Source organism: Ruegeria sp. EL01 (assembly GCF_900313035.1).
Classification (GTDB): domain Bacteria; phylum Pseudomonadota; class Alphaproteobacteria; order Rhodobacterales; family Rhodobacteraceae; genus Ruegeria.
In genome coordinates this window covers 634830-659204 of record NZ_OMPS01000046.1, presented here as the reverse complement: position 1 = coordinate 659204, position 24375 = coordinate 634830, and the positions used below count along the sequence as shown (strand labels likewise).

Sequence of the window (24375 nt, the reverse complement as noted above, 5' to 3'; positions counted from 1 at the left end):
CACCCGATTGGGGATAACATTGCCCCATCTTGTCATGAGAACCACGTTCCCGCAACATTTGGTAGGGTTGAAGTGCAAAATAGCTAAATAAGCGCCCATGGGGACGATTCGAATTGCCGATATCCCCAAACCACTCACAGCCCCTAATTTACGATTTATGCGCCTGTTGCCAGCCGCGCGGGTCGTTCAGGAAAGCTTCGACGCCGTCAAGTGTTTCCTGATCAAAGGCTTTCTGCGCTTTGGCCTCGGCCAGCACATCCCACCAAGTGCAAAGGCTGTGTAATTGAACCCCGTGATCGCCCAGAGTTTTCTCGGTTTCCGGGAAGATGCCGTAGTAGAAAATGACCGCCGTATGGCCGCAGGTCGCGCCGGTTTCGCGGATCGCATCAACGAAACTCAGCTTTGAACCGCCATCGGTGGTCAGGTCCTCGACCAGCAAGACGCGATCGCCTTCGCCCATCGTGCCTTCGATGCGGGCATTGCGACCGTAGCCTTTGGGTTTCTTGCGCACATAGGTCATCGGCAGCGCCATGCGTTCCGCGACCATCGCGGCAAAGGGGATACCAGCGGTCTCGCCCCCGGCGATATTGTCGAACGCCTCGAAGCCTACGTCGCGCATGACGGTGACTGTCATGAAATCCATCAGGGTCGAACGGATGCGCGGGTAGGAGATCAGCTTGCGACAATCGATATAGGTTGGGCTGGGCAATCCGCTGGACAGTGTGAAGGGTTCACGGGAATTGAAGTGAACGGCCTTGATCTCCAGCAGCATCCGCGCGGTCAGGCGGGCGATTTCGGTGCTGTCGGGAAATGAACTGGGGATCATGGCGCAAACCTCTTGGATGAATGGCATTGCGGGCTGATAGCCCGTCCGCAACGTCAGAGTCGAGAGGGTATGGTGCAAAAGAAAAGCGGACCCCGAGAGGTCCGCTTGTGCCCTTGCGGGCCGAGCATGCCAAGGTGGGCTCAGCTGCTCATATCGTAGGCGCGCTCTCCGTGTACTGAAAGGTCGAGCCCGTTTGTTTCGGTCTCAGCATCTACGCGAAGCGGTGTGATCAGAGCAACCACCTTCACCAACACAATTGTGACAGCTGCCGTAAAGGCACCCACGATAACAAGCCCGCCCAGTTGCGCGGTCCAGGTTCCCAAACCAAACAGGGCGATCATAATTGTACCAAAGATACCGCCGACCCCGTGCACGGCAAACACATCCAGCGTGTCGTCGATTTTCAGCACATTGCGAATGACATACACGCCCTCCTGACACAGGATGCCAGCAACGCCACCGATGATCAGCGCCTGGACCGGGCCAACAAATCCCGAGGCCGGCGTGATTGAAGCCAAACCAGCGATTGTGCCGGTGACAAGGCCCACCATCGAGGCTTTGCCAAACCTGACCCGCTCCCACAAGGCCCAGGTCAGTGAGGCCGTGGCCGCTGACAAATGCGTCACGGTCATGGCCATTGCGGCACCTCCGTCGGCTGCCAATTGCGAGCCGCCGTTGAAACCAAACCAGCCGACCCACAACATCGCTGCACCGATCATGACAAAGCCCGGATTGTGCGGCGGTGTCGTGCGGTTGAGGCGGGGACCAAGTACAACTGCGATGATCAACGCAGCAATACCTGCCGTTTCATGCACGACTATGCCGCCTGCGAAATCCCGGACGCCGATTTCGCCCAGAATACCGCCATCGGTCAGCATGCCACCGCCCCAGATCCAGTGCACCACGGGTGCGTAGCACAGCAGCATCCACAAGCCCGAGAAGGTCAGGACGAACCCAAACCCAACCCGTTCTACATATGCGCCGACAATCAAGGCGGGGGTGATGATGGCAAAGGTCATCTGAAACGCAAAAAACAGGATCTCGGGCAGGGTGCCGGACAAGCTGTCAACGTCTACGCCGTTCAGAAAGGCTTTGCCCAGACCGCCCCAAAGACCGGACTCACCCGGCCCAAAGGCGATGGAATAGCCCGCAACCAGCCACAAGATGCTCATCAGGCAGGCGATGGAAAAGCAATGCATGAACACGCTCAGCACATTTCGGGCGCGGACAAGGCCGCCATAAAACAGGGCAAGACCTGGCAATGTCATGAACAGGACCAGCGCGGTTGCGACGATGATCCAGGCTGTATCGGCTCCGTTCATGGGCCGTCCTCCTCTTTCGCTTCGTGAGTGGCGTGCACAGGGTTGAAGCGAATGACGGACGGGGAAAAAAGAGGCATCGCCCCAAAAGACCGTCTATTTTGGCAGCCTTTTTTCAACTGGCGATTAAATTTGCGCCGTTTGTGGGTGGTTGCCAGAAATTTAAGCGAAAAGAGAAAGACCTTCGGACAACAGCTCGAGTGCGTGATCGCGCGCCATGCGACGGACGGTGTCACGACCCGGTGCACCGAATTCGATAGTTTCCACCCGCGTCGGATGTCCTTCGGCTGCCAGTCCAAAGCACACGCGACCTTCGGGCTTGAATTCGGATCCACCCGGTCCGGCGATGCCGGTGATCGACACGGCCAGTTGGGCCAGCGAATGGCGCAGCGCGCCTTCGGCCATTTCGCACGCAACCTCTTCCGACACGGCGCCATGGGCGTCCAGTGTTTCGGCGTGGACGCCCAGCATGTCCTGCTTGGCCGTATTCGTGTAGGTGACAAACCCGCGTTCGACCACGGCGGAACTACCGGGAATGTCTGTCAACGCGACGGCGACCATCCCGCCGGTGCAGCTTTCCGCTGTGGCGATCATCACGTTGCGCGCTTTGGCGCGGTCGAGAAGATCGGCAGCGCTCACAGGCCCATGACCCCATGTGTAATGCCAGCCAGGACAAGCACGCCGATCGCGGCAAAAACTCCGGCAATGACATCATCCAGCATCACGCCCATCGGATCACCACGGCGGTCGGCCCAACCCACCGGGCCGAGTTTGGTTATGTCGAAGAACCGAAACAGAACAAATCCAGCCACCCAACCGGGCCAGAGCGCGGTAATCTCGATCCCGTGGGCCCAAGACGGATAAGAGATCGCCCAAAGTGCGATGAACTGGCCTGCAACTTCATCGATCACGATCTCTGACGGGTCGTGATCTTTCTGTCCTTTTGTCATGATGCGCGTGGCCCAAAGGCCTGCGAAAAACAAAACCAATGTCGCCACCACCAGCAAGGGGAACCCACCAACTGTGTGCAAAACCCAAGCCAACGGCAGTGCTGCCAGCGATCCCCAGGTGCCGGGTGCGGGACGCAGGTGTCCGACCCCACAAACGGTTCCGATCAACTGCGCAGTGTTCATGTTCTCACCAGACTGGCTGTGGCCGACGAGGCGATGCCTTCGCTGCGCCCGGTGAAACCCAGACGTTCCGAAGTTGTGGCTTTGACCGAGACCTGATCGGGATTTAATCCCATGATTTTGGACATTTCTTCCCGCATGGCCTGCGCATGAGGCCCGATCTTTGGATATTCGCACACCAGCGTGCAATCGATATTCGAAATTCGGTAGCCCATCTGTTTGCACAGATCGACCGCATGGCGCAGGAATATCTCACTGGCGGCCCCTTTCCATTGCGGATCCGATGGCGGGAAATGCTGGCCAATATCGCCCTGCGCCAAAGCGCCATAGATCGCATCGGTCACAGCATGCATACCCACATCCGCGTCCGAATGGCCTTGCAGGCTGCGGTCATGCGGAATCCTGACGCCGCAGAGGATGACATGATCCCCATCCCCAAACCGGTGCACGTCATACCCGTTGCCCAGTCTTACATCCATGTTCAGCCCCATTATGCGTTCCGCCCGGGCAAAATCCTCGGGTCTGGTGATTTTGATATTGTCCGCGTCACCCTGCACGATGGCCACTTTGATATGTGCCGCACGCGCAACTTCCACATCATCCGCCGCCCCGCCGGGATGCGTTGCATGCGCTGAAACGATGGCGTCATAGTGAAACCCCTGAGGTGTTTGTGCTGCAAAAAGCCCCGAACGGTTCTGTGTTCCTGTGACGGCTGCGCTTTCTCCGGTCCAGAGAGCATCCGTTATGGCCAGTCCGGGGGCTGCAGCAGCGTTGATGTCCAGCGCCGCAAGAACATCCCGGATGATCCGCGTGTTGACGCAAGGCCGCGCCACGTCGTGGATCAGAACTTTTTCCACACTCAGGTCTGCCAAAGCGTTCAGCCCATTACGCACCGACCCGGCCCGGTCGTTACCGCCCTCGGTCAGAATCAGATCGCTGTTCTGAAATTCGTCCCATGCGGCCGTATCGTCAGGCGACAGCACCAGTACGATGTGATCCACGTGACCTCGAAACCTGTCGAGGGTCCAGTCTGCCACGCGACGTCCCGCGAGTTCACGCCATTGCTTGGGGGTGTCCCCTCCGGCGCGCAAACCGCGTCCTGCGGCGACGATGATGGCGGCGGTTGTCATGTTAGGGGTGCTCTCCTGTGCTCTGGTCTTTGTTTAGGGGGCGGTGAAAGCAGAGGCAATCACCCGCGTCACTATGCCTAAAAAATAGGCGAACGATGATTTTGCGGGCTTGTGAGCCGCCATTTTGTTGTTCATAGGTCTCGGATTCGATATCAAAATCGCAACTGCTCAAGGATTAAGCACTTTGACCCTGCATCTTGCCGACAAGGTTCTGAACCCGCCTGTGCTGCTGGCGCCGATGGCCGGAATCACGGACCGGCCCTTCCGTGATCTCGTGATGCGCTTTGGCGCAGGGATGGTGGTCAGTGAAATGGTCGCCAGTCAAGAGATGGTGCAGGCCAAACCGGGCGTGCGCGAGCGTGCAGAGCTGTCGGCCGACGTAGAAAACACTGCCGTGCAACTGGCCGGGCGTGAGGCGCATTGGATGGCCGAAGCCGCGCGACAGGTCGCAGATCGCGGTGCGCGCGTGATTGATATCAACATGGGCTGTCCGGCCAAGAAGGTAACAAATGGGTATTCCGGCTCGGCTTTGCTGAAGACACCGGACCATGCGTTGACGTTGATCGAGGCTGTCGTCGAAGCCGTAGATGTGCCAATCACGCTGAAAACACGGTTGGGCTGGGATGATGCGTTGTTGAACGCCCCAGACGTTGCGAGGCGGGCGCAGGACGCAGGCATACAGATGGTCACGATCCACGGGCGTACCCGCTGCCAGTTTTACAAAGGTCATGCTGACTGGCGGGCTATTCGTGCTGTCAAAGACGCGGTTTCGATCCCGGTAATTGCAAACGGGGACATCACGGACACAGATGCCTCCCGCGCGGCCTTGATGCAGTCCGGTGCCGATGGCGTCATGGTCGGGCGCGGGGCGCAGGGTAAGCCTTGGGTTCTGGCCCAGATTTGCCACGACATCTATGGAACAGACGCGCCCGAAATCCCGACCGGTGCAGCATTGGTCGATTTGGTGCAGGCGCATTATCAAGCGATGTTGGCCTTTTACGGCGTCGATCTGGGTCTGCGCGTGGCACGCAAACATCTGGGATGGTACATGGATGAGGCTGGCACGCCTGCGCCGTTGCGCCGCGCTGTTTTAACGTCACGCGATACAGACGATGTTTTGCGTCTGATCGGGGATGCGTTGAGTAATACGGCAGAGGCAGCGGCATGAACTCAGACCAAAGCATCTGGAATTCGCTTCCGGTTCCCGCCTTCATCATCGACTCGGAAGACCGGATCTCGGACGTCAATTCGTCAGGCGAGGGGTTTCTGAACGCGTCGCGCAAGGCGGTCATTGGCCATCCGGTCTGGGATCAGATTGCCGTGGATTCACCGTTGGAAGAGGCGTTCTTACGTGCGCGGGCACAGGGCACACCCTTGTTTGTGAATGACGTCGACGCAGGATCGGGCAATCGTGCGCCGTTGCAATGCGCCCTGCAGATTGCACCGTTAGTTGGGCATCCGGGATCGATGATCATGATCATCTCACCCCGGGAATTGGCGGGGCGGATGACACGGGGGAACACGGTCAAGTCAGCGGCGCAATCGGCGATCGGCATGGCCGAGATGCTGGCGCATGAGATCAAGAACCCACTGGCAGGGATCACCGGCGCCGCACAGCTTCTTAGCATGAATATTACGCCCCAAGATCTTGAGCTAACAGATTTAATTGTAGAAGAAAGCCGCCGCATAGTGAAGTTGCTGGAGCAGGTCGAGCAATTCGGAAACCTGCAGCAACCTGATTTCAAACCTGTCAATATCCACGATGTTCTGGACCGGGCGCGCCGGTCGGCGCTGTTGGGTTTTGGCGCTGACATGACAATCATCGAGGATTACGACCCCTCGCTGCCATTGACCTACGGTGATCCTGACCAGTTCCTTCAAGTGGTTCTGAATCTGCTCAAGAACGCGTCCGAGGCGGCCGGGCTCAAAGGTGGAACCATTCGCTTGCGCACCTATTTCGAACATTCGTTTCGCCTGCGCCGCAGCGATGGATCGGGCCATTTGCTGCCCTTGCAGATCGAGATAATAGATGACGGCCCGGGCCTGCCGGAAGATATCCGTGGCGACATTTTCGACCCGTTTGTCTCGGGCCGGGAAAACGGCACGGGGTTGGGGCTGGCATTGGTCAGCAAGATTATCTCGGATCATGACGGATGGATTTCGGCCGAGTCGGTGCCGGGCCGCACCATGTTCCGAATCTCGCTGCGTCGCGCGCCGCGGGATCAGACAGAAGACAATAAGGAGAGCAGTTGATGGATGGCACTGTACTTGTAGCAGATGACGACCGCACGATCCGCACGGTTCTGACACAGGCCCTGACGCGCGCCGGATGCAAGGTGCATGCCACCTCGTCACTGACCACGCTCATGCGATGGGTTGGTGAAGGCAAGGGTGATGTTGTGATCTCGGACGTTGTTATGCCGGACGGCAACGGTTTGGAAATGTTACCGAAAATAGCAAAAGACCGTCCAGGGCTGCCGGTCATCGTGATTTCGGCACAGAATACGATCATGACGGCGATTCAGGCGGCTGAAGCGGATGCGTATGATTATCTGCCAAAGCCGTTCGACCTGCCGGACTTGATGAAGCGCACCGCCCGGGCGTTGGACCAAAAGCAGCGGTCGCATATCGAACCCCCCGAGGATAGTGGCGAACGCCCGGACGAGCTGCCTCTGGTCGGGCGAACACCGGTCATGCAGGCGCTCTATCGGCTGGTGGCGCGGGTGATGAACACCGACCTGTCAGTGATGATCTCTGGTGAAAGCGGCACCGGTAAATCCCTGATTGCACGCGCAATTCACGATTTCTCGGACGGGCGCACATTGCCGTTTGTCATCGCGACGGCAGCTGACCTGCGTGATTTGGAAGGACCAGCCCGGGTCATGGCCCGGGTGCGGGGTGGCACGCTGCTGATTGATGAGATCGCCGACATCGAGGACGAGGTTCAGGCCCGTATCGTGCGAATGATGGACACACTCGGCGACCATGTTCCCCGCTTCATGGCCACCAGCCAGACAGATTTGACCGAAGGCATGGAAGACGGCCGGATCCGTCAGGATCTGTACTACCGGCTATGTGGTGCCACGATCCATGTTCCGGCCCTGCGCGAGAGGGTGGATGACATCACCCTGCTGGCTGAGCATTTTCTGGCGCGGGAAGAACGGGAAAGTGGTGCGAAACGCTGGCTCAGCCCCGAAGCGGTTGAGCTGGTTCGGCGATACTCTTGGCCGGGAAATGTGCGCCAGTTGGAAAATGCGATCCGCCGACTGAGCCTGACCAGCCGGGCAGATGAGATTTCGAAAGCCGAGGTCGAAATGGTGTTGGGCAGCCAGCCCGAGGCCGAACCGGTTCTGGGTGGTGGCGAACGCGAGAAACTGTCAGCGTCAGTGGGCCGGCATCTGCAGCGTTATTTTGATCTGCACGGGAATATGTTGCCGCCGCCAGGCCTGTACCAGCGGATTTTGCGCGAGGTTGAGGCGCCGCTGATCGAAATTGCACTGGATGCAACGGGCGGAAATCAGGCGAAATGTGCTGATTTACTTGGGATAAACCGGAATACGTTGCGGAAAAAGATTACAGATCTCGATATTCAGGTGACACGCCGACGCAAACTGATGTAATATCGCCACACAAACCGTGGCATCCGGGTCTCTTTCGGGTAAAGACCACGATATATGGCGGTAAGCCGCGCAAGCGGCACATCAGGATGAGGGCAGACGGTGGCAACCCGGGCACAGAGCGGGATGATCCTATCGATCAATCGGTGGAGAAAATCCCGAAAACTGCGCAACTTCGGCACCTTGGGGTTGGTTCTATTGGGACCCGTGCTGGCGTTGGCAACCTACCTAGTTATTGGTCCATTTGATCTTGGGGCGACCGCTCCGACGCTGCGACTGATTCTGCTTGCTGATCTGGTATATGTCCTCGTGGTCGCAGCCCTTGTGCTCAGCCAGGTGGGCAGCCTGATCGCGGCGCGACGCGCAAAATCTGCCGGTTCACGCCTGCATTTGCGTTTGATCGGCGCATTTACGTTGTTGGCGCTTGTCCCGACAGTCACGGTGGCCATCTTCGCCGGTCTGACGGTGAACATCGGCCTTGAGGGATGGTTTTCCGACCGTGTGCGACAGGTTGTTGGCTCATCACTCACGGCGGCCGAGGCCTATGAATTGGAGCACCGCCAGGGCCTGACACAGGATGCCGCCGTGCTGGCGCGTTTTCTGGACAACGCGCGTTCGCTGGATTTCTATATCTCGGATGCTGAGCTGCGCGAGGTTCTGGCCCAGGGGCAGGCGCAGATTCAGCGCGGGCTGCGTGAGGCATATGTCATTGATGGCAGCGGCGAAATCCGTTCACGTGGGGACCGTTCCTACCTGTTCAATTACGAACCACCGACACCCGAACAGATTGTCGAGTCGACAGATACCGGATTGCTGATTATTGCGGATTGGGAAAACAATGAATTCCGAGCGTTGGTCCCGCTGCAGTCTTATCTGGACCGATATCTCTATGTCAGCCGTGAAGTCGACGGGGATTTGCTGACGTTGCTCGATGATACCAAGCAAACGGCAAGATTTTACCAGCAGCTTGAAAGTGAGCGGGGCAGGGTCCTGTTTAACTTTGGTCTGCTTTATCTGGGCTTTGCATTGATCCTGATTTTGGCAGCGATGTCGCTGGGAATGTGGTTCGCGGAACGCCTGTCACGGCCTGTGGGCCGTTTGACAACAGCTGCGCAACGCGTTGGTGCCGGCGATCTAGGTGTGCAGGTCATTGAAGAGGCCAGCGATGACGAGATCGCCATGTTGGGGCGTTACTTCAACCAAATGACGCGCCAGTTGAAAGGCCAGCGCGATACTTTGCTGGAAAACACGCGTCAGATCGAACGCCGCCGCCGCTTGTTCGATTCTGTTCTGAGTTCGGTGACGTCTGGGGTTGTCGGTGTAGATTCCGAGGGCTGCGTGACCTTCGTAAACCGTTCGGCCGAGCGACTGCTGGACTGGTCGCGGGGCGAGGAGCAACTGGCCATTGGTATTGCCGTGCCAGAATTCCTGCCGTTGTTCGACAACTTGAAAAGCAGCGGACAAGAAGCTGTTCAGGGTGAGGTCAAGGTGGCCCGAAAGGGTCAACTGGAAAACCTGCTGGTGCGTATGGCGATCCGGCGTGGGGAAGACGGTGGATTGGAAGGCTATGTTGTGGCCTTTGACGATGTGACAGATCTGGTCAGCGCGCAACGGATGGCCGCCTGGGGCGATGTTGCACGCCGTATTGCACATGAGATCAAGAACCCGCTCACCCCTATCCAACTGAGCGCTGAGCGGATCAAACGCAAGTTCTCGCGCAAACTCGACGAGGAAGATTGCGACAGCCTTGAATCGATGACCGACGTGATCGTGCGGCAAACCAACGATTTGCGGCGTATTGTCGATGAGTTCTCAAAATTCGCACGTATGCCAGAACCTGAGCGTCGTGAGGAAAACGTCGTTGGGCTGGTGCGCGAGGCGGTGCTGCTGCAACAGGCGGGACAGCCGGATGTGCAGATCGATGCCCATCTGCCGGATCAGCCGATTCTGGCAGATTTGGATGCAACGATGTTGAATCAAGCCTTGACGAACCTGATCAAGAACGCAGGTGAAGCCATTGGAACGCTTAAGGAAAAGGGCGCACCTGATAACCTGAAACCGCAAATCAAAGTGGCGGTTTCCAGTGATGACGCGGGTACAATCATCACTATTGCGGATAATGGCATCGGTCTTCCTGAAGACCGGGCGCGGTTGTTCGAACCTTATGTGACAACACGTGACGAAGGGACTGGCCTTGGCTTGCCCATCGTCAAAAAGATTATCGAAGAACATGGCGGCGCGCTGACTCTGGAAGACGCGCCCGTCTTTGACGGACAGGACCATTTTGGCGCGATGGCCGTGATCCGTTTGCCGGGGGCCAACATACCTCCTTCAGCGGCGCCACAGAAGCAGGCGATTAAAACCAACAAACTGAAAGCAGGCCAAAGATGAGCGACATTCTGATCGTAGATGACGAACGCGATATTCGCGAGCTGGTGTCCGACATTCTGGAGGACGAAGGCTATTCAACCCGGCTGGCGGCAAACTCGGATGAGTGTATGTCGTCGATCAACTCTGAGCCGCCCGGGTTGCTGATCCTGGATATCTGGCTGAAGGACAGCCGGATGGATGGGATCGATATCCTGAAAGCGGTGAAACGGGATAACCCCGACGTGCCCGTGGTGATCATTTCAGGGCACGGCAATATCGAAATCGCCGTGGCGGCGATCAAGCAGGGGGCATATGATTTTATCGAAAAGCCCTTTAATATCGATCAGCTGATGGTGGTGATCCGTCGCGCGATGGAAACCTCGCGCCTGCGTCGCGAGAATGCCACGCTTAAGCGGAAAGAGGTCAGCAATTCGGATATGATCGGCAAATCTGCCTCGTTCCGGGCCATGCAGAGTCAGCTGGACAAGGTGACCAAATCGAACGGCCGCGTGATGCTGAGCGGCCCGGCCGGATCCGGTAAAGAAATCGCGGCGCGTTACATTCACGCGCATTCCAACCGGGCGAACTTTCCCTTTGTGACGGTCAATTGTGCCGGGGTCGAGCCGGAGAGGATGGAAGAGGTCCTGTTCGGGCGCGAATCCTCGGAACGCGGCGTGGAATCCGGTCTGCTGGAAGAGGCTCACGGCGGCGTGGTTTATTTCGATGAGGTCGCCGACATGCCCTTGGGCACTCAGTCGAAAATCCTGCGCGTGTTGGTGGACCAACAGTTCCAGCGGGTGGGCGGCGCCGACAAGGTGCGGGTCGATCTGCGGGTGATATCGTCAACCAACAGGGATCTGGACGACGAGATTGCAGCGGATCGCTTTCGCGAGGAACTTTATCATCGCCTGAATGTGGTGCCGATCGCGGTACCGTCAATGGAGGATCGACGCGAAGACATTCCGGTTCTGGCGCAGCACTTCATCGAAATGTGCAACGAATCTCAGGGTTTGCCTGTTCGCGAATTGTCAGAAGAAGCTGTGGCTCTGTTGCAGACCATGACGTGGCCCGGCAATGTGCGGCAGCTGAAGAACCTGATCGAACGTGTCTTGATCCTGGGTGATGGGACCGGTCCGATTGAAGCCCGTGAATTGCCAAGTGATGAGGACAAAGCCGAAGAATCGGGTCGGGTGGTTCTATCTGGCGCGCTGGCAACCCTGCCATTGCGCGAAGCACGCGAGGCGTTCGAGCGAGAGTACCTGCTGACGCAGATCAACCGGTTTGGCGGCAATATCAGCCGCACGGCCAGTTTCGTCGGGATGGAACGCAGCGCGTTGCACCGCAAACTGAAGTCGCTGGGTGTGGTCACGTCAAACAAATCCGGCGCACGGGTGGCGCAACTGGATGAGCCGGAACCGGCAGAGTAATCAGCCGCGATAACCTGATTACGTTTCCAACCAGCCGTCGTCGCACAATAGGCGATCACAGCGGTCGTAAGCAGTCAGACGAGGACAAGCGTGTGAACAAAGGACCTGCACATATTGGCTGTTACGCGCTCCAGACCCGAGGGTACCCAGCCTTCGGCAAGCGCCTGAAACGATTGCGTCGGTCTGTTGGTTTGAAACAATCGGCTCTGGCCGAGGTGCTGCAGGTCGATCAAACCACGATATCCAGATGGGAAAATGGGGCGCAAACGCCGTTACCGGAAACACAACAGGCAGTGTTTTCAGCCCTTGGTCCCATCAGAGAAGATGACAGTGCCTTACGACGGCTGGTCATGAGTTCCACCGAGTGTGTGCATCTCGTGGAAGAGACCAGCCATAAGTGTCTGGCATATTCGGCCAGTCGGGCGCGTGACTGGAACACCAGCCAGCAGGCCTTGCTGGGCGTATCGCTTTGGCAATTCGCCACTGATGAGATTCGCCACGCCGAGGCTGAATTGGCCAATGAAGGATGGTGGGATCAGCACTCGCCCAATCCCAAGGCCTTTTTGACCTCCGAGGCTGTGCATGACCGGATCCGGATCAGCGCGGGTGAAATCAGGTGGGAGCGTCTTTATCTGTCGGATGGCACACCGGTTCGGTTAGTCAGTGGTTCTCGGGCCGGTAACACATAATTTATGCGTTCTTCACGCCGTGCGTTCCTTGTAGAACCGTGCCATGACGGAGTCTTACCGCGTTTTCTTTCAGGTCGTATTGTTATGGCTCGCGGGGCTTGGCGCAGCCACCCAATTTGCCAAGATCGCGGTGCCGTTTGCCGAGATATCACAGCTATATCCTGCACATTCGGACGCAATCGGCTGGCTGTTGTCGATCGTCAGCTTGATTGGGGTCGTCTTAGGCGCTTTTTCCGGTGCGATTGCCGGTCGCATCGGTCCATCCACCTTGTTGATATCGGGTCTTCTTTTGGGCGGAGTCATGTCGCTGTTTCAGGCCACCGGGCTTGGCTTTTACGTCATGCTGATCACACGTGTGATCGAGGGGTTGTCGCATCTGGCAATTGTAGTCGCCGCACCGACCTTGATTGCGCAGATCACGCAGGGCCGGGCGCGCAATGCGGCCATGGTTTTGTGGAGCACATTTTTCGGCGTCGCATTTGCACTGAACGCTTGGGTCGGCCTGCCGATGGTCGCGCGTTTCGGCTTAGCGGGTTACTTCTTGATCCACGGATTGCTGATGCTGTTGATGGCGGGGACCATCTACGGCTGCCGCATTCGCGTCGATTTGGAGCACTCAAGAAGTGTTGAATTTGGGATCTCAGCCTGGATCAATGCGCATGTCACGGCCTATCGGTCGCCGTTCATATCCGCTCCGGCAATCGGTTGGTTTTTCTATACTCTGACTTTTGTGTCGCTGCTGGCCATTTTGCCGGGACGCTTGCCTGAGAATTTAAGTGCGACGATCGCCGGGCTTATGCCCTTGGCAGGTATTGCCTTATCGTGGTTGGCAGTCCCGTTTCTACTGAGCGTCATGTCATGTGTCGCGGTGGTCAATCTGGGTTTTGTTTTAGGGATCGTCATACTTTGCGCGGCTTTTGTGGGGCTGCCACTGGCTGTGGTTTGCGTAGCCCTATTCGCTGTACTGGGATTGGTTCAGGGCGGAAGTTTTGCCGCCGTGCCAGAGCTGAATGAGACAGCCGAAGCGCAGGCGCTAAGCTATGGGGCCATGGCGCAGATGGGCAATGCGGGCAATCTACTGGGAACGCCAGTGCTGTTGGCCGTTTTGTGGCGCGGTGGCGACGCCGGTATGCTTGCGACGGTAATTGGTATCTATGCAGCGGCAGTCGCCGCACATCTGTGGTTGGCCCGTCGACGCCAGGCCCGTCTGCAATCCTAACCAGCCCGACCCGGCGTTATGATTTGAAATGAACCGTCGTCGAATTTTACAAAACAGGACGCGGTACCAAGTGGCGGTAGCGTTGTTGTCCGAACTGCCGGAACGCTGGATTTTATGTTCTGTTTGCAGGGCGGCAAGCTGACGGGGCGATAGCCTTTTGCGGCCATACACTGCGCTTCGACGGTGCTGCGCAAGCCTTGGTTCACATCGACGGTATAGATTTGCCCCGGCTGCCACCAACCACCCGACCGATAACAGTGACCATTGCTGTCGCAATGCGTTCGCCCCGGCCAATAGGTGGGCGGGCTTTGCCGTACCTGATTGGCAACCGGTGCATCCTTAAGCGCCCCGAGCTGACATTGGGTGGTTTCCCTTTGCATCTTTGCGACGCTTTCGCCCTCGCGATAGTACAGAGAAAGCGGGCCGCATGAGGACAGCACCATCAGAGGAACGAGTAGGCGAAGCAGTGTTTTCATATGGTTATCTTGCCTCAGTCACGCAGGTATGACAATTCAATTGACCGCTTTGGGGGCATCTGTCATTCAAAGATTTCAGGCAGAAGGGCCAGAAACATGAAGGTCATCATTTGCGGTGCGGGTCAGGTGGGCTGGCAGATTGCACGGCATCTTTCGGGCGAACTGAATGATGTCACTGTGGTGGACAACAATCCCGATCTGGTGCGCCGTGCGACCGAAACGCTGGATGTTCAGGGGATTGCAGGGTTCGCCAGCTACCCGGACGTGCTTGAACGGGCAGGGGCGCGTGATGCCGATATGATCATCGCTGCGACCCATTCGGACGAGGTGAACATGGTCACCTGTCAGATGGCCCATTCTGTCTTTGCAATCCAACGAAAGATCGCCCGGTTGCGGTCGAAATCCTATCTCGAAGCGATCCATTCTGATCTGTACCGTCGGGACCATCTGCCGATTGACGTGGTGATCAGCCCGGAACGTGAGGTTGCGGCTGCTGCGATGCGCCGCTTGTCGGCGCCGGCGGCTTTTGACACCGAACTTTTCATGGAAGGTAAGGCGCAGCTTCTTGGCATTCGCGTTGATGAAGACTGCCCAATCGTCAACACGCCGTTGCGCCAGTTGACGGATCTGTTCTCGACACTCAGTTCTATTGTGGTTGGGGTTCGGCGGGACGGAACTTTGTTTGCGCCTGAATCCGAAGATCAGCTTTTTGTTGGTGATGAATGTTATGTCTTTACCAATGTCAAAGACGTCGACCGCACGATGGAGGTTTTTGGTAAGTCCCAGAAACGGCAAGATCGCGTGGTGATTGTTGGTGGTGGCAATGTCGGGCTTGAAGTTGCCAAAACACTGGAAGAACGCGAAAGCCGCGTGCGAGCAAAGATTATCGAACGCGACCGCCATTGCGCCGAAGTGGCTGCCGAGGCGCTTGAGCGGACGATTGTGCTGAATGGTGATGGCTTGGATGCCGGTTTGCTGAGTGAGGCAGGGATCGACCGTGCAGATGCCATGTTGGCCGTCACCGATGATGATCGGACCAACCTGTTGGCGGCTGTGCGCGCCAAGGCCGAAGGCTGTGCGTTGGCGATTGCCCTGATCAATGATCCCAGCATGCTGGCGCTGATGGGTCCGCTGGGGATTGACGCTTACATCAATCCGCGTGCTACCACCGTCAGCTCCATCCTGCGCCATATCCGCCATGGGCGGGTCAGACAGGTGTATTCCATCGGCGATGCCGAGGCTGAAGTGATCGAAGCCGAAGTCTTGTCTACCTCGCCCATGGCGGGGCAAAAGCTGCGCGATATCGATTTTCCCGAAGGTGTGTTGGTCGGAGCGGTACGCAAAGGCGAGGAAGTTCTGCGACCGACCGGTAGCCTGCGGATCGACGAAAAAGACGTGGTTGCGATCTTCGCGATGGCCAAGGACGTGCCTGAGGTTGAGCGGCTGATGCAGGTCTCGATCGATTTCTTCTGATGGCGCGCGCTCGAACACAGAAAGTCGGGCTTTTACGGCGGTTACCCCTGTTCCTGCTGATCTGGGGTTGCGTTGCACTCGCGATGTGGATTCCAGCGATCTACGCGTTGGCGTTGGACGATCACGATACATCACGTTCCTTTTTCTACTCGGGGATTCTGGGGCTTTTTCTGGTGGCCACGATTGCACTGGCCTCATCAAGCCGTATGCCTCGACGGGGAACTTTGGGGCAATTGGCCGTGCTTTTGGGATGTTTTACCGTCCTGCCGGTGTTTCTGGCGGTCCCGTTTCATGATGCGCTTGGAAACACCACCTTTTTGAACGCCTATTTCGATATGGTCAGCGCACTAACAACAACAGGTGCCGATCTGTTTCCCGATCCTGACCGCCTGACCGCCCCCTTGCATTTGTGGCGTGCGCTGGTTGGTTGGATGGGCGGTTTGTTGATGTGGATTTCTGCGGCGGCGATTTTGGCCCCCTTGTCGCTGGGTGGGTTCGAGGTCACCGCGCGGGGGCAGCCGGGACGGCCCGTGTCCGGTGTTGCGCAAAGCGAAAAGGTGGATCCGCGCGGGCGTCTTATTCGTGTAACACGCACCCTGACCCCGGTTTACATCGGGCTGACGGCTGTGATCTGGGTTCTGCTGCTGATTGCGGGGGAAAACGGGCTGACGGCGGTGTGTCATGCGATGTCGGTCATGGCTACGTCCGGGATTTCGCCCGTTGGCGGGCTTGAAGGCGCCCAGGCTGGTTTCACCGGCGAAGCGATCCTTTTTCTGTTCATGTTCTTTGCCCTATCGCGCCTGACATTTTCGACCGACACCGCCACAACCGGTTACTCTCGCCTGGACAAGGATCCTGAATTTCGCATTGGCCTTATGGTCGTTTTGGCCGTCGCCACCTTGCTGTTTCTACGCGTGTTGGCTGGGGTAAGCGAAATCGGCGCTCAGATCGATCCGCTGCAGGCGCTGCAGGTGCTGTGGGGGATGATGTTCACGGTCATGGCCTTTCTGACCACAACCGGGTTCGAGAGTGCCAACTGGGATGATGCGCAGCAACTATCGGGGCTCGGCACTCCGGGCCTGATCCTGATGGGGCTGGCGCTGATCGGTGGCGGCGTTGCAACAACGGCCGGCGGCGTCAAATTGCTGCGTGTGTTCGCTTTGTATCTTAATGGCGCGCGCGAGATTGATCGGCTGATCTACCCGTCTTCGATCAGCGGGGCCGGTGGCGGCAACCGACGCATTCAAAGTGGTGGTGCCTTTATCGCCTGGATCTTCCTGATGCTCTTGGCGCTGACCCTGGCAGTGTTCAACTTGCTGCTGGCCGCTATGGGATCCGGGTTCGAACAAGCGATGGTTCTAAGCGTCGCCGCGCTGAGCACAACCGGGCCGCTGATCGAGTTGGCCACGGATGTTCCGATCCGGCTGATTGACCTGCCCGGCAGCGCCAAAATGACCTTATGCGCCGCCATGGTTATTGGTCGTCTTGAGACCCTGGCAATTGTCGCTTTGATCACACCATCGCTTTGGCGCGACTAAGGCAAGGCTTGCGTCTGGTCTTTACTGCCTTATTTTTCATCTGGAATATCTCTGCGCGGCACTCCATACTCACGCAGAGGGAGCGCGTTGGTCCGCAGCGCGTAGCAAGAACAACGGCGAGTTTATAAAAATATGGCTTCGGACAGACAGAATCTTCAGGATGCCTTCCTGAACAATGTACGAAAAGCAAAGGTCCCGGTCACGATTTTCCTGATCAATGGTGTCAAATTGCAGGGTGTGATCACCTGGTTCGATAATTTTTGCGTATTGTTGCGCCGCGACGGACAGTCGCAGCTTGTATACAAACACGCGATTTCGACCATCATGCCATCACAACCAATCAATCTGTATGAGGGCGAAGACGCCTCTTGATGGAACATGACAGGACGCGCACCCGCGCTTGGGTGCTGCATCCCGAAATCAAATCAGATGAACAGCGCCGTGTCCCTGAACCGGCGCTGGCCGAAGCGGTCGCATTGGCCGTGGCATTGCCCGATCTGGATGTGATCGGTTCCGATATTGTACGCCTGCCGCGCGCCCAGCCAGGGCTGCTGTTTGGCACTGGCAAGATCGAAGAGTTGGGCGAGCGGTTTCATGACGCCGAGGTCGAGCTAGTTCTGATCGACGGCCCTGTAACGCCGGTTCAGCAGCGTAATCTCGAAAAAGCGTGGAATGTTAAGATCCTCGACCGGACCGGTCTGATCCTCGAGATTTTCTCGGATCGTGCCCGCACCCGCGAAGGCGTTTTGCAGGTCGAGATGGCAGCCCTCAGCTATCAGCGCACGCGCCTTGTTCGGGCCTGGACCCACCTTGAACGGCAGCGTGGGGGATTGGGATTTGTCGGCGGACCCGGCGAAACACAGATCGAGGCCGACCGCCGTGCCATTGATGATCAACTGGTCCGTTTGCGCCGTCAGTTACAAAAAGTCATCAAGACGCGCACGCTGCACCGTGCCGCGCGCGCCAAGGTGCCTTATCCGATTGTGGCGCTTGTTGGTTATACGAACGCGGGTAAATCGACACTGTTCAATCGTCTGACCGGCGCCGAGGTTATGGCCAAGGACATGCTGTTTGCCACGTTGGATCCAACAATGCGGCGTGTGGAATTGCCGGATGGCCCCGAGGTTATCCTATCGGACACGGTGGGGTTCATTTCGAACCTGCCGACCGAACTCGTCGCAGCCTTCCGTGCCACGCTGGAGGAAGTTCTGGGCGCTGATCTGATCGTACATGTCCGGGACATCAGCCATGATGAAACCGAAGCTCAGGCGGCGGATGTCGAGACGATCCTCACTTCGCTGGGCGTTGATGAACACCGTCCTCGGCTTGAAGTCTGGAACAAGATCGACTTGTTGAACGCAGATGAACGCGAAGCGGCATTGGCCCGGGCAGATCGGGATGCAGAAATCTTCGCCATATCGGCCGTAACAGGTGAGGGACTTAACCAGTTACTGGTTGAGGTCGCGGAAAAGCTGCAAGGGGCTCGGCACGAGGAAACACTGACGCTGACCTTTGCTGAAGGTGACAAGCGCGCCTGGTTGTACCGGCACGACGTGGTGCGATCAGAAGAACAGACAGAAGACGGCTTTGAAATCGTAGTGCTATGGACCGACAAACAAGCAGCACAGTTCGCTGCAATCTAGGTCCTATTTGCCGTTGATCTGCGACCGATAATCTTCTTCATCAAACCAGCCCAACGAAGACTGAACCTTATTGTCCGGCGTCAGTTCCCATTCTTCCCAACCCCGCGTGATGACATGGTTGCCGGTCTCGGAATGATGGCCTTCGAGAGTCCGGACAAAGATGGCATGAGACCCGGCCCACCGCAGCATGTCGCACCGGACGTCCAAATCAGGGAATTCGCTATAAAAGCCGCGCGCCACCTCAGCGATTGCAGCGTGGCCCTGAACAGGCTCCCCACGGTTGATCGCGATCTGCCCGTCTGGGGCATAGAAACTGGCAACAGCATTTGCATCGCCCGAGCTCCAGGCGATTGCGTAGTCACGTGCGAGATTGTTCATTGTATCCCGAATACTGGCCATGATTGTCCCCTGGTACCGGTTTGTCGGTCAGTGGATCGTAGGCGACAGGGCTGGCGGCGTCCACGACACGATAAAAAAGGGGCGGGGACTTGCCGAACGAGCGCCTTAACGAGGGATCAGATTGGTGACACCAACAGCTGCTGCGCGCGCCAGATCCATATCCAGTGACATGGGGATGTATTCACCACGCCGCCACAGCTGCGCCTGATCGTCATAATAGCGCGACAGAAAGTGGCCAGACTGCCCCGTTGCGGTGATAAAGACCGAGCTGTCGGGGTCGGCAAAATCATACACACCGCGATAGCCTGCGCCGTGCACATTCTGGAACGGGTCAGGACCGTCGCCGGATGTGCGACCGCGCAACAGGGTGTTGTCGCCGCCACTTGTGGATTGGCGAATGTTCACGAAGAAACGTAAAACCGGGACCTCGCCCAGAACCGGGTGATCATGCGTGGCCTGATGCGCATCGCCCCAGCGCAGCGATTCCAGCGCGCTGCCATACCGCTCGGATATCCAGATCAATGCATCGTCCAGCGCCAGGCGCGCCATTTCCGTGCAGGTCTCTTTTGGCGCGCTTTGGCGGACATCACACCAGACCGCAGCGCCGTCAATGTCGCGGTAGACTCGTTCGATGAACAAGGGTTCGACATGTTTGAACTCGCCAGCCAGCGGGCCAAGCTCGTCCGAGATCAGACGGGTCTGCAGTGCGCGCAACCACGCAGCATAGATCAGGGGTTCTGGCAGATGTTCGTTCATCTCACCATTCCAGTCGGCCAAAAGCGTCAAGGCAATCTGGCGCTGGCGTTCTGGTGTGCCCTCGGGGGCGGATGCCCCGGTAAACCACAGATCAGCCCCGATAAGCGGCAGCAATGAACGAGCAGTGAAACTGACCGTATCCAGTTGCGCCTCGATAAAGCTGTCGCGGGTGTGAACCTCACGAGACATCATCAAGCGTTCCCAGCGATTGACGCGTTGCGTATCGCCCCATTCAAAGGACACGTGATTTGGAAACGGGCGATCAATGATCTTATTGTTGGTGTTGCCCAGAACACCGCCTACAGGGGCAACGAATTCGGGGTTTTGTGTATAGGGCAGCCGTCCTTGCCAACGGTTGGCTTCGATCCAGCCCGGGGTTGGGATGCGCCCCTGGCTTTGATTGCGCAGATGACGCCCCGGCATTGCTCCGATCAGTTTCATTCCAATCGTGTTGGTATCGACCAACGACAGGTTCTGCGACGGTGCGATAAACTGTTCGGCCACTTCGATAGCCTGTTCCACGCTGTCCGAATTCATCAACGCCATTGAGGCGGTCATCGACGTGTCCTGCGGGCTGAGAGCGGTCCATGACAGAGACGCCACATGTCCCGGAGGCGTGATCGTTTCCAGATCGTAGTGGCTACCCGGTAGGACCGGGCCGTTGTCGGTCCAGCGCAATGTCAGGGTGATCGGTGCTTCGCCTTGGATTTGGATAATCGAGGGGCGTTTGCGAAACTCTTTGTAGCCCTCCGGTGTCAGGTATTCCTCGTGATTTTCGGGGTTCAACTGCTCGATATGCACGTCCTGATCGTCCAGATACGACGAGGTCAGCCCCCACCCAAGCTGGTCGCTGCGTCCGCTCATGACGGCTGGAATACCGGGGATTGTTGCACCGATAACGCCACCTTTGGCCAGCCCCAGATGCGCCAGATACCAGACACCCGGAGCTGTGAACCCCAGATGGGGATCATTAGCCAGTAGTGTGCCGCCACTGGCCGAGCGGGACGGAGCAGCAGTCCACGCGTTAGACGCCCCCGCCAATCCGCGTTTGGGGAAGGGCGACAGGGGGATGTCAGGCATGTCGGTTCCGCGCGCATAGCGGGGCAGGTTTGGAAACAGCGATGCATATTCGGGCAATGCGGCTATTCCGGGACCGGGGACGTCGGGCAGGATATCGGCAAGCCGTTCAGGGTTGTTCAGCATAAGCGAGGTACGCGCCCGCAGAACCTCATCCTGCAAATGCCCGGACAGTTGCAGCCCCATCAGCTTGATCGCCGCGATGCTATCGCCAGGTTGCCACGGAGAAACCGGAGTGTTGAACAGAAACATCTCGGGTGCGCCGCGACCTAGCGCCTCTTCGTTGATCTCGGCCAGGCGTGCATTGACGCCCGCCGCATAAGATCGCAGGGCAGCTTTGGTGTAGTCGTCCTGAACCTCGACCGAGCGATGCGCTAACCCATACAGATCCAACCGGCGCAGCAGTTTGTCGATATGAACAGTGCGCGGGCCAAACACTTCGGACAAGCGGCCCTGCGCGGTGCGGCGCATTACCGTCATTTGCCAAAGGCGGTCCTGAGCATGGGCATAGCCCAAACCAAAAAAGACATCCGGGTCGGAGCCAGCAAGAATATGAGGCACATTGGCGGTATCGCGAACAATCTCGACCGGTGCGGTCAGGCCCTGAACTTCAAGAGTTTGATCGTATTCCGGCAGGGATTGGCTGGCCAGAAAATAGACAAGGCCCACACCAGCCAAGATCAACAGGATCAGGCCCGAGGCGATGCGTACCAGCCAGCGAAAAACAAGACCCATCAGTGCCCCACATTCTTCTTCATATTTCGATGTCGCAAAGACTAGTGGATGGTGGCACTGACCGAAAGAGGAACGGCGCAAGAACGTGATGAAGACAGGGGAAAATCAAAACCCCGTCGCAGTGATGAACACGGCAACGGGGCGGGAAAAGTGGTAGGTATTGCGCCCGAATTACGGAATGATGCGGGTGTATTTGGTGCCTTCTACGGTTGCACCGAATTTGAGACCGGCTTGCCCAAAGATGGCGGCCAGAACCGGGCTCCGGAGTGTAGTCGTATCTGTCGACAGGGTTTCGCCGGTCGCATCGACGACATAGCCGATATCAGCACCAGCAGTCCAACCACTGGCGCGGCGGAAATCATTCAGCGCATCCTGAGTCATGAAGAACAGGACATGGGTGTATTGTTGCGCGCCGATCTGCAAACCAGCGCTGCCAGAGACAGCAGAATAGTAATCGACGGTTGCGCCTTGAATGCGCAACGCACCACGCCCGTAAGCGCCACCAAAGATAAAGCCGGCTTCGGTGATCAACGGCATAACCAGCATGCCGGTGGCCTTTTGCGAAATCTCGACCGTATTGGGGTAGCGCTTGTACATTTCGTTCAGCGTCGCATCGACGCGGGCGTCGATCGTGGTGGCATTGGACGAACCGACACCGTTGCCGCAGGCTGCGGTAAAGGTCAGACCGGTGATGCCAAGGGCAAAACCGCGACGCGTCAGTCGGGGGGAGTTGGAACTGCTCATGATTGTTATATCTCTGTCGAAGTGCCTGAAATGTCGGGTGATCCCGATCTTGGCCGTGAGACTACGCGGATTGTTGCGCTATGTCACGGGAAAAGCTGGCGTAGCAGCCTCGCACACCAGCGGAAAACCGCGATGGGTCGGCGGTTTAGTCTTGCAAATACCTTGCGACTTGTGGGGCGAAATAGGTCAGGACGCCGTCACATCCGGCACGCTTGAAGGCCATCATGCTTTCCAGCATCACCTGTTCGCAGTATATCCATCCATTCTGCGCAGCCGCTTGGATCATCGCGTATTCGCCAGACACCTGATAGGCGTAGGTCGGTGCACCAAACGTGTCTTTCACGCGGCGGCAGATATCCAAATAAGGCATGCCCGGTTTGATCATCACCATGTCGGCGCCTTCGGTCAGGTCACGCTCGATCAGCCGCATGGCCTCGTCTGAATTGGCCGGGTCCATCTGATAGGTCTTCTTGTCACCGGTCAGTGCGCCTGATGCGCCAACCGCATCACGGAAGGGGCCGTAGAACGCGCTGGCGTATTTCGCAGCATAGCTAAGGATCATCACGTTGTGATGGCCCTCACTTTCCAGCGCGCGCCGCATTTCCCCGATACGGCCGTCCATCATGTCCGACGGGCCGATGATATCGGCTCCGGCCTCGGCCTGGGCCAATGTCATTTTCACCAAGGCTTCGACGGTCTGATCATTCACGATCTCGCCCTCGACAACATAGCCGTCATGGCCATTGATGTTGTAAGGATCCAGCGCCACATCGGTCATGACTGCGATATCTGGCGCGACCGCCTTGATCGCTCGGGTCGCCCGGTTGGACAGGTTGTCGGGGTTCCAGGCCTCGGCGCAGTCTTCGGTTTTGAGCGACGCATCCGTGTAGGGAAAGATGCAAATTGCTGGTATGCCAAGCGCCTGTGCCTCAACCGCCGCTTTGGCGATCAGATCGACAGACCGGCGCATGACACCGGGCATCGAGGAGACGGGCTCTTCTATACCTTCACCGTCCCGGACAAAGATCGGCCAGATCAAGTCATCGGTGGTCAAAGTGTTTTCCCGAACCAGCCCCCGAATGGCCTTAGATTGACGAGCACGCCGGAACCGGGTCAGGGGAAAAGGGGCAATGGTCGGTTTCATGACTCGTTCTCCTTGAACATTGCCGCATTGGGTGGCATGAATTCGCGACGGTCTCAAGGGTACCAATGGACGCGCTGGTGCGATAGAACCCCCTGAGGATTTTGAATAAAGGGTTGGGTTTGAACTGGTATACTTCGATCTTCGAACTCATCGACATGCGCAGCTTTTCAAATCTGTGGTACTGGATCGTATTGGCGGTGGTTTGGTCGTCAACCAGCCATTGGGTGATGGGCGTCCCCTATGATCTTGTAATCCGCGCCCGTCGCGTCGGTGGTCAGGTCGAATCCGATCTGCTGGACATCGTGCGGATCCAAACCAATCGGATGCTAAACATCGTTGATATGTCAGGAACGCTGCTTTTGGCGATCGTGTGCTTTGTATCCACGGGGCTTGGTACTTTGGGATTTTTTTATGGGGTCGAGTTTGCGCAGGCCGTGTTCCTGCTGATGTTCCCGATGACATTCGTGACGCTTGTGAACATTTTTCACGCGCGGCGTTTGCGTCGACAGGAACTGACGTTGGAACGGGTTGCAAAGACCCTTTCTCGCTGTCGGCTGTATACCCAGATCATTGGCATGATCTCGGTGCTGGTCACTGCGCTGTGGGGCATGTATCAGAACATTTCGATCGGCGTTCTGGGATAGCAAAATCTGAAAGGCAAGG

At 57.5% G+C, this 24375-nt stretch carries 22 protein-coding genes; 12 read left to right on the top strand and 10 right to left on the bottom strand.

Going from position 1 to position 24375, the window contains the following annotated elements; translation table 11 throughout:
* Positions 1-148: 148 nt before the first annotated feature.
* The 5 genes from D9K61_RS23595 to D9K61_RS23575 all read right to left on the bottom strand — a co-directional run bounded on the left by D9K61_RS23595 (position 149) and on the right by D9K61_RS23575 (position 4405).
* Positions 149-826: an orotate phosphoribosyltransferase gene (locus D9K61_RS23595; protein ID WP_120635694.1), complete on the bottom strand. Its 678-nt coding sequence runs from the start codon at positions 824-826 to the stop codon at positions 149-151.
* A 140-nt stretch (positions 827-966) separates the two neighbouring features.
* The gene (locus D9K61_RS23590; RefSeq protein ID WP_120635600.1) at positions 967-2148 is read right to left on the bottom strand and encodes an ammonium transporter; all 1182 of its coding nucleotides are present in this window, start codon (positions 2146-2148) and stop codon (positions 967-969) included.
* 159 nt (positions 2149-2307) lie between these two features.
* Positions 2308-2784 carry a CinA family protein gene (locus D9K61_RS23585; RefSeq protein ID WP_120635599.1) on the bottom strand — a complete coding sequence of 159 codons (477 nt, stop codon included), beginning with the start codon at positions 2782-2784 and terminating at the stop codon, positions 2308-2310.
* Entirely contained in the window at positions 2781-3278 is a 498-nt protein-coding gene (locus D9K61_RS23580; RefSeq protein ID WP_120635598.1) for a phosphatidylglycerophosphatase A, read from the bottom strand. The genes D9K61_RS23585 and D9K61_RS23580 overlap by 4 nt, the downstream gene beginning before the upstream one ends.
* Positions 3275-4405 (bottom strand): bifunctional 2-C-methyl-D-erythritol 4-phosphate cytidylyltransferase/2-C-methyl-D-erythritol 2,4-cyclodiphosphate synthase, encoded by a 1131-nt coding sequence (locus D9K61_RS23575; RefSeq protein ID WP_120635597.1) that lies wholly within the window; start codon positions 4403-4405, stop codon positions 3275-3277. Before D9K61_RS23575 ends, D9K61_RS23580 begins: the two co-directional genes overlap by 4 nt.
* Positions 4406-4589: 184 nt before the next feature.
* Here D9K61_RS23575 and dusB point away from each other — a divergent pair, with 184 nt between their 5' ends.
* The 7 genes from dusB (at position 4590) to D9K61_RS23540 (ending at position 13727) form a co-directional block, all read left to right on the top strand.
* Positions 4590-5573, top strand: a complete 984-nt coding sequence (gene dusB, locus D9K61_RS23570; protein ID WP_120635693.1) for a tRNA dihydrouridine synthase DusB — start codon at positions 4590-4592, stop codon at positions 5571-5573.
* Positions 5570-6658 carry a nitrogen regulation protein NR(II) gene (locus D9K61_RS23565; RefSeq protein WP_120635596.1) on the top strand — a complete coding sequence of 363 codons (1089 nt, stop codon included), beginning with the start codon at positions 5570-5572 and terminating at the stop codon, positions 6656-6658. The genes dusB and D9K61_RS23565 overlap by 4 nt, the downstream gene beginning before the upstream one ends.
* Complete coding sequence (locus D9K61_RS23560; protein WP_120635595.1) at positions 6658-8025, top strand: response regulator; 1368 nt, start codon at positions 6658-6660, stop codon at positions 8023-8025. Before D9K61_RS23565 ends, D9K61_RS23560 begins: the two co-directional genes overlap by 1 nt.
* A gap of 123 nt (positions 8026-8148) precedes the next feature.
* On the top strand, positions 8149-10413 hold the full coding sequence (locus tag D9K61_RS23555) for a PAS domain-containing sensor histidine kinase (RefSeq protein ID WP_120635594.1): 2265 nt from the start codon (positions 8149-8151) through the stop codon (positions 10411-10413).
* The gene (locus D9K61_RS23550; RefSeq protein ID WP_120635593.1) at positions 10410-11819 is read left to right on the top strand and encodes a sigma-54 dependent transcriptional regulator; all 1410 of its coding nucleotides are present in this window, start codon (positions 10410-10412) and stop codon (positions 11817-11819) included. The genes D9K61_RS23555 and D9K61_RS23550 overlap by 4 nt, the downstream gene beginning before the upstream one ends.
* Positions 11820-11911: 92 nt before the next feature.
* Entirely contained in the window at positions 11912-12508 is a 597-nt protein-coding gene (locus D9K61_RS23545) for a helix-turn-helix domain-containing protein (RefSeq protein ID WP_254055845.1), read from the top strand.
* A 43-nt stretch (positions 12509-12551) separates the two neighbouring features.
* Positions 12552-13727, top strand: coding sequence for an MFS transporter (locus D9K61_RS23540; RefSeq protein WP_120635592.1), 1176 nt, complete (start codon positions 12552-12554; stop codon positions 13725-13727).
* Here the strand turns inward: D9K61_RS23540 and D9K61_RS23535 are convergent.
* Positions 13724-14203, bottom strand: a complete 480-nt coding sequence (locus D9K61_RS23535; protein ID WP_120635591.1) for a hypothetical protein — start codon at positions 14201-14203, stop codon at positions 13724-13726. The two genes, D9K61_RS23540 and D9K61_RS23535, sit on opposite strands and share 4 nt — an antisense overlap.
* Before the next feature lie 96 nt (positions 14204-14299).
* Between D9K61_RS23535 and trkA the strand changes: the two genes are divergently transcribed.
* The 4 genes from trkA to hflX all read left to right on the top strand — a co-directional run bounded on the left by trkA (position 14300) and on the right by hflX (position 18857).
* Positions 14300-15676, top strand: a complete 1377-nt coding sequence (gene trkA, locus D9K61_RS23530) for a Trk system potassium transporter TrkA (protein WP_120635590.1) — start codon at positions 14300-14302, stop codon at positions 15674-15676.
* Positions 15676-17214 (top strand): TrkH family potassium uptake protein, encoded by a 1539-nt coding sequence (locus D9K61_RS23525; RefSeq protein WP_120635589.1) that lies wholly within the window; start codon positions 15676-15678, stop codon positions 17212-17214. Before trkA ends, D9K61_RS23525 begins: the two co-directional genes overlap by 1 nt.
* Before the next feature lie 132 nt (positions 17215-17346).
* Complete coding sequence (gene hfq / locus D9K61_RS23520; protein ID WP_005982826.1) at positions 17347-17586, top strand: RNA chaperone Hfq; 240 nt, start codon at positions 17347-17349, stop codon at positions 17584-17586.
* Positions 17586-18857 carry a GTPase HflX gene (gene hflX, locus D9K61_RS23515; RefSeq protein ID WP_120635588.1) on the top strand — a complete coding sequence of 424 codons (1272 nt, stop codon included), beginning with the start codon at positions 17586-17588 and terminating at the stop codon, positions 18855-18857. The genes hfq and hflX overlap by 1 nt, the downstream gene beginning before the upstream one ends.
* A 3-nt stretch (positions 18858-18860) precedes the next feature.
* Here the strand turns inward: hflX and D9K61_RS23510 are convergent, their stop codons facing one another.
* The 4 genes from D9K61_RS23510 to hemB form a co-directional block, all read right to left on the bottom strand.
* Positions 18861-19256: a nuclear transport factor 2 family protein gene (locus tag D9K61_RS23510; RefSeq protein WP_120635587.1), complete on the bottom strand. Its 396-nt coding sequence runs from the start codon at positions 19254-19256 to the stop codon at positions 18861-18863.
* Positions 19257-19361: 105 nt separating this feature from the next.
* Entirely contained in the window at positions 19362-21824 is a 2463-nt protein-coding gene (locus tag D9K61_RS23505; protein ID WP_120635586.1) for a penicillin acylase family protein, read from the bottom strand.
* Positions 21825-21995: 171 nt separating this feature from the next.
* Positions 21996-22568, bottom strand: coding sequence for a YSC84-related protein (locus D9K61_RS23500; RefSeq protein ID WP_120635585.1), 573 nt, complete (start codon positions 22566-22568; stop codon positions 21996-21998).
* 145 nt (positions 22569-22713) lie between these two features.
* A complete protein-coding gene (hemB, locus tag D9K61_RS23495; RefSeq protein ID WP_120635584.1) occupies positions 22714-23712 on the bottom strand; it encodes a porphobilinogen synthase in 999 nt (332 codons plus the stop codon).
* 119 nt (positions 23713-23831) lie between these two features.
* On the opposite strand from hemB, the gene D9K61_RS23490 reads away from it, so the two are divergent.
* Positions 23832-24356, top strand: a complete 525-nt coding sequence (locus tag D9K61_RS23490) for a component of SufBCD complex (RefSeq protein ID WP_120635691.1) — start codon at positions 23832-23834, stop codon at positions 24354-24356.
* Positions 24357-24375: the final 19 nt, after the last annotated feature.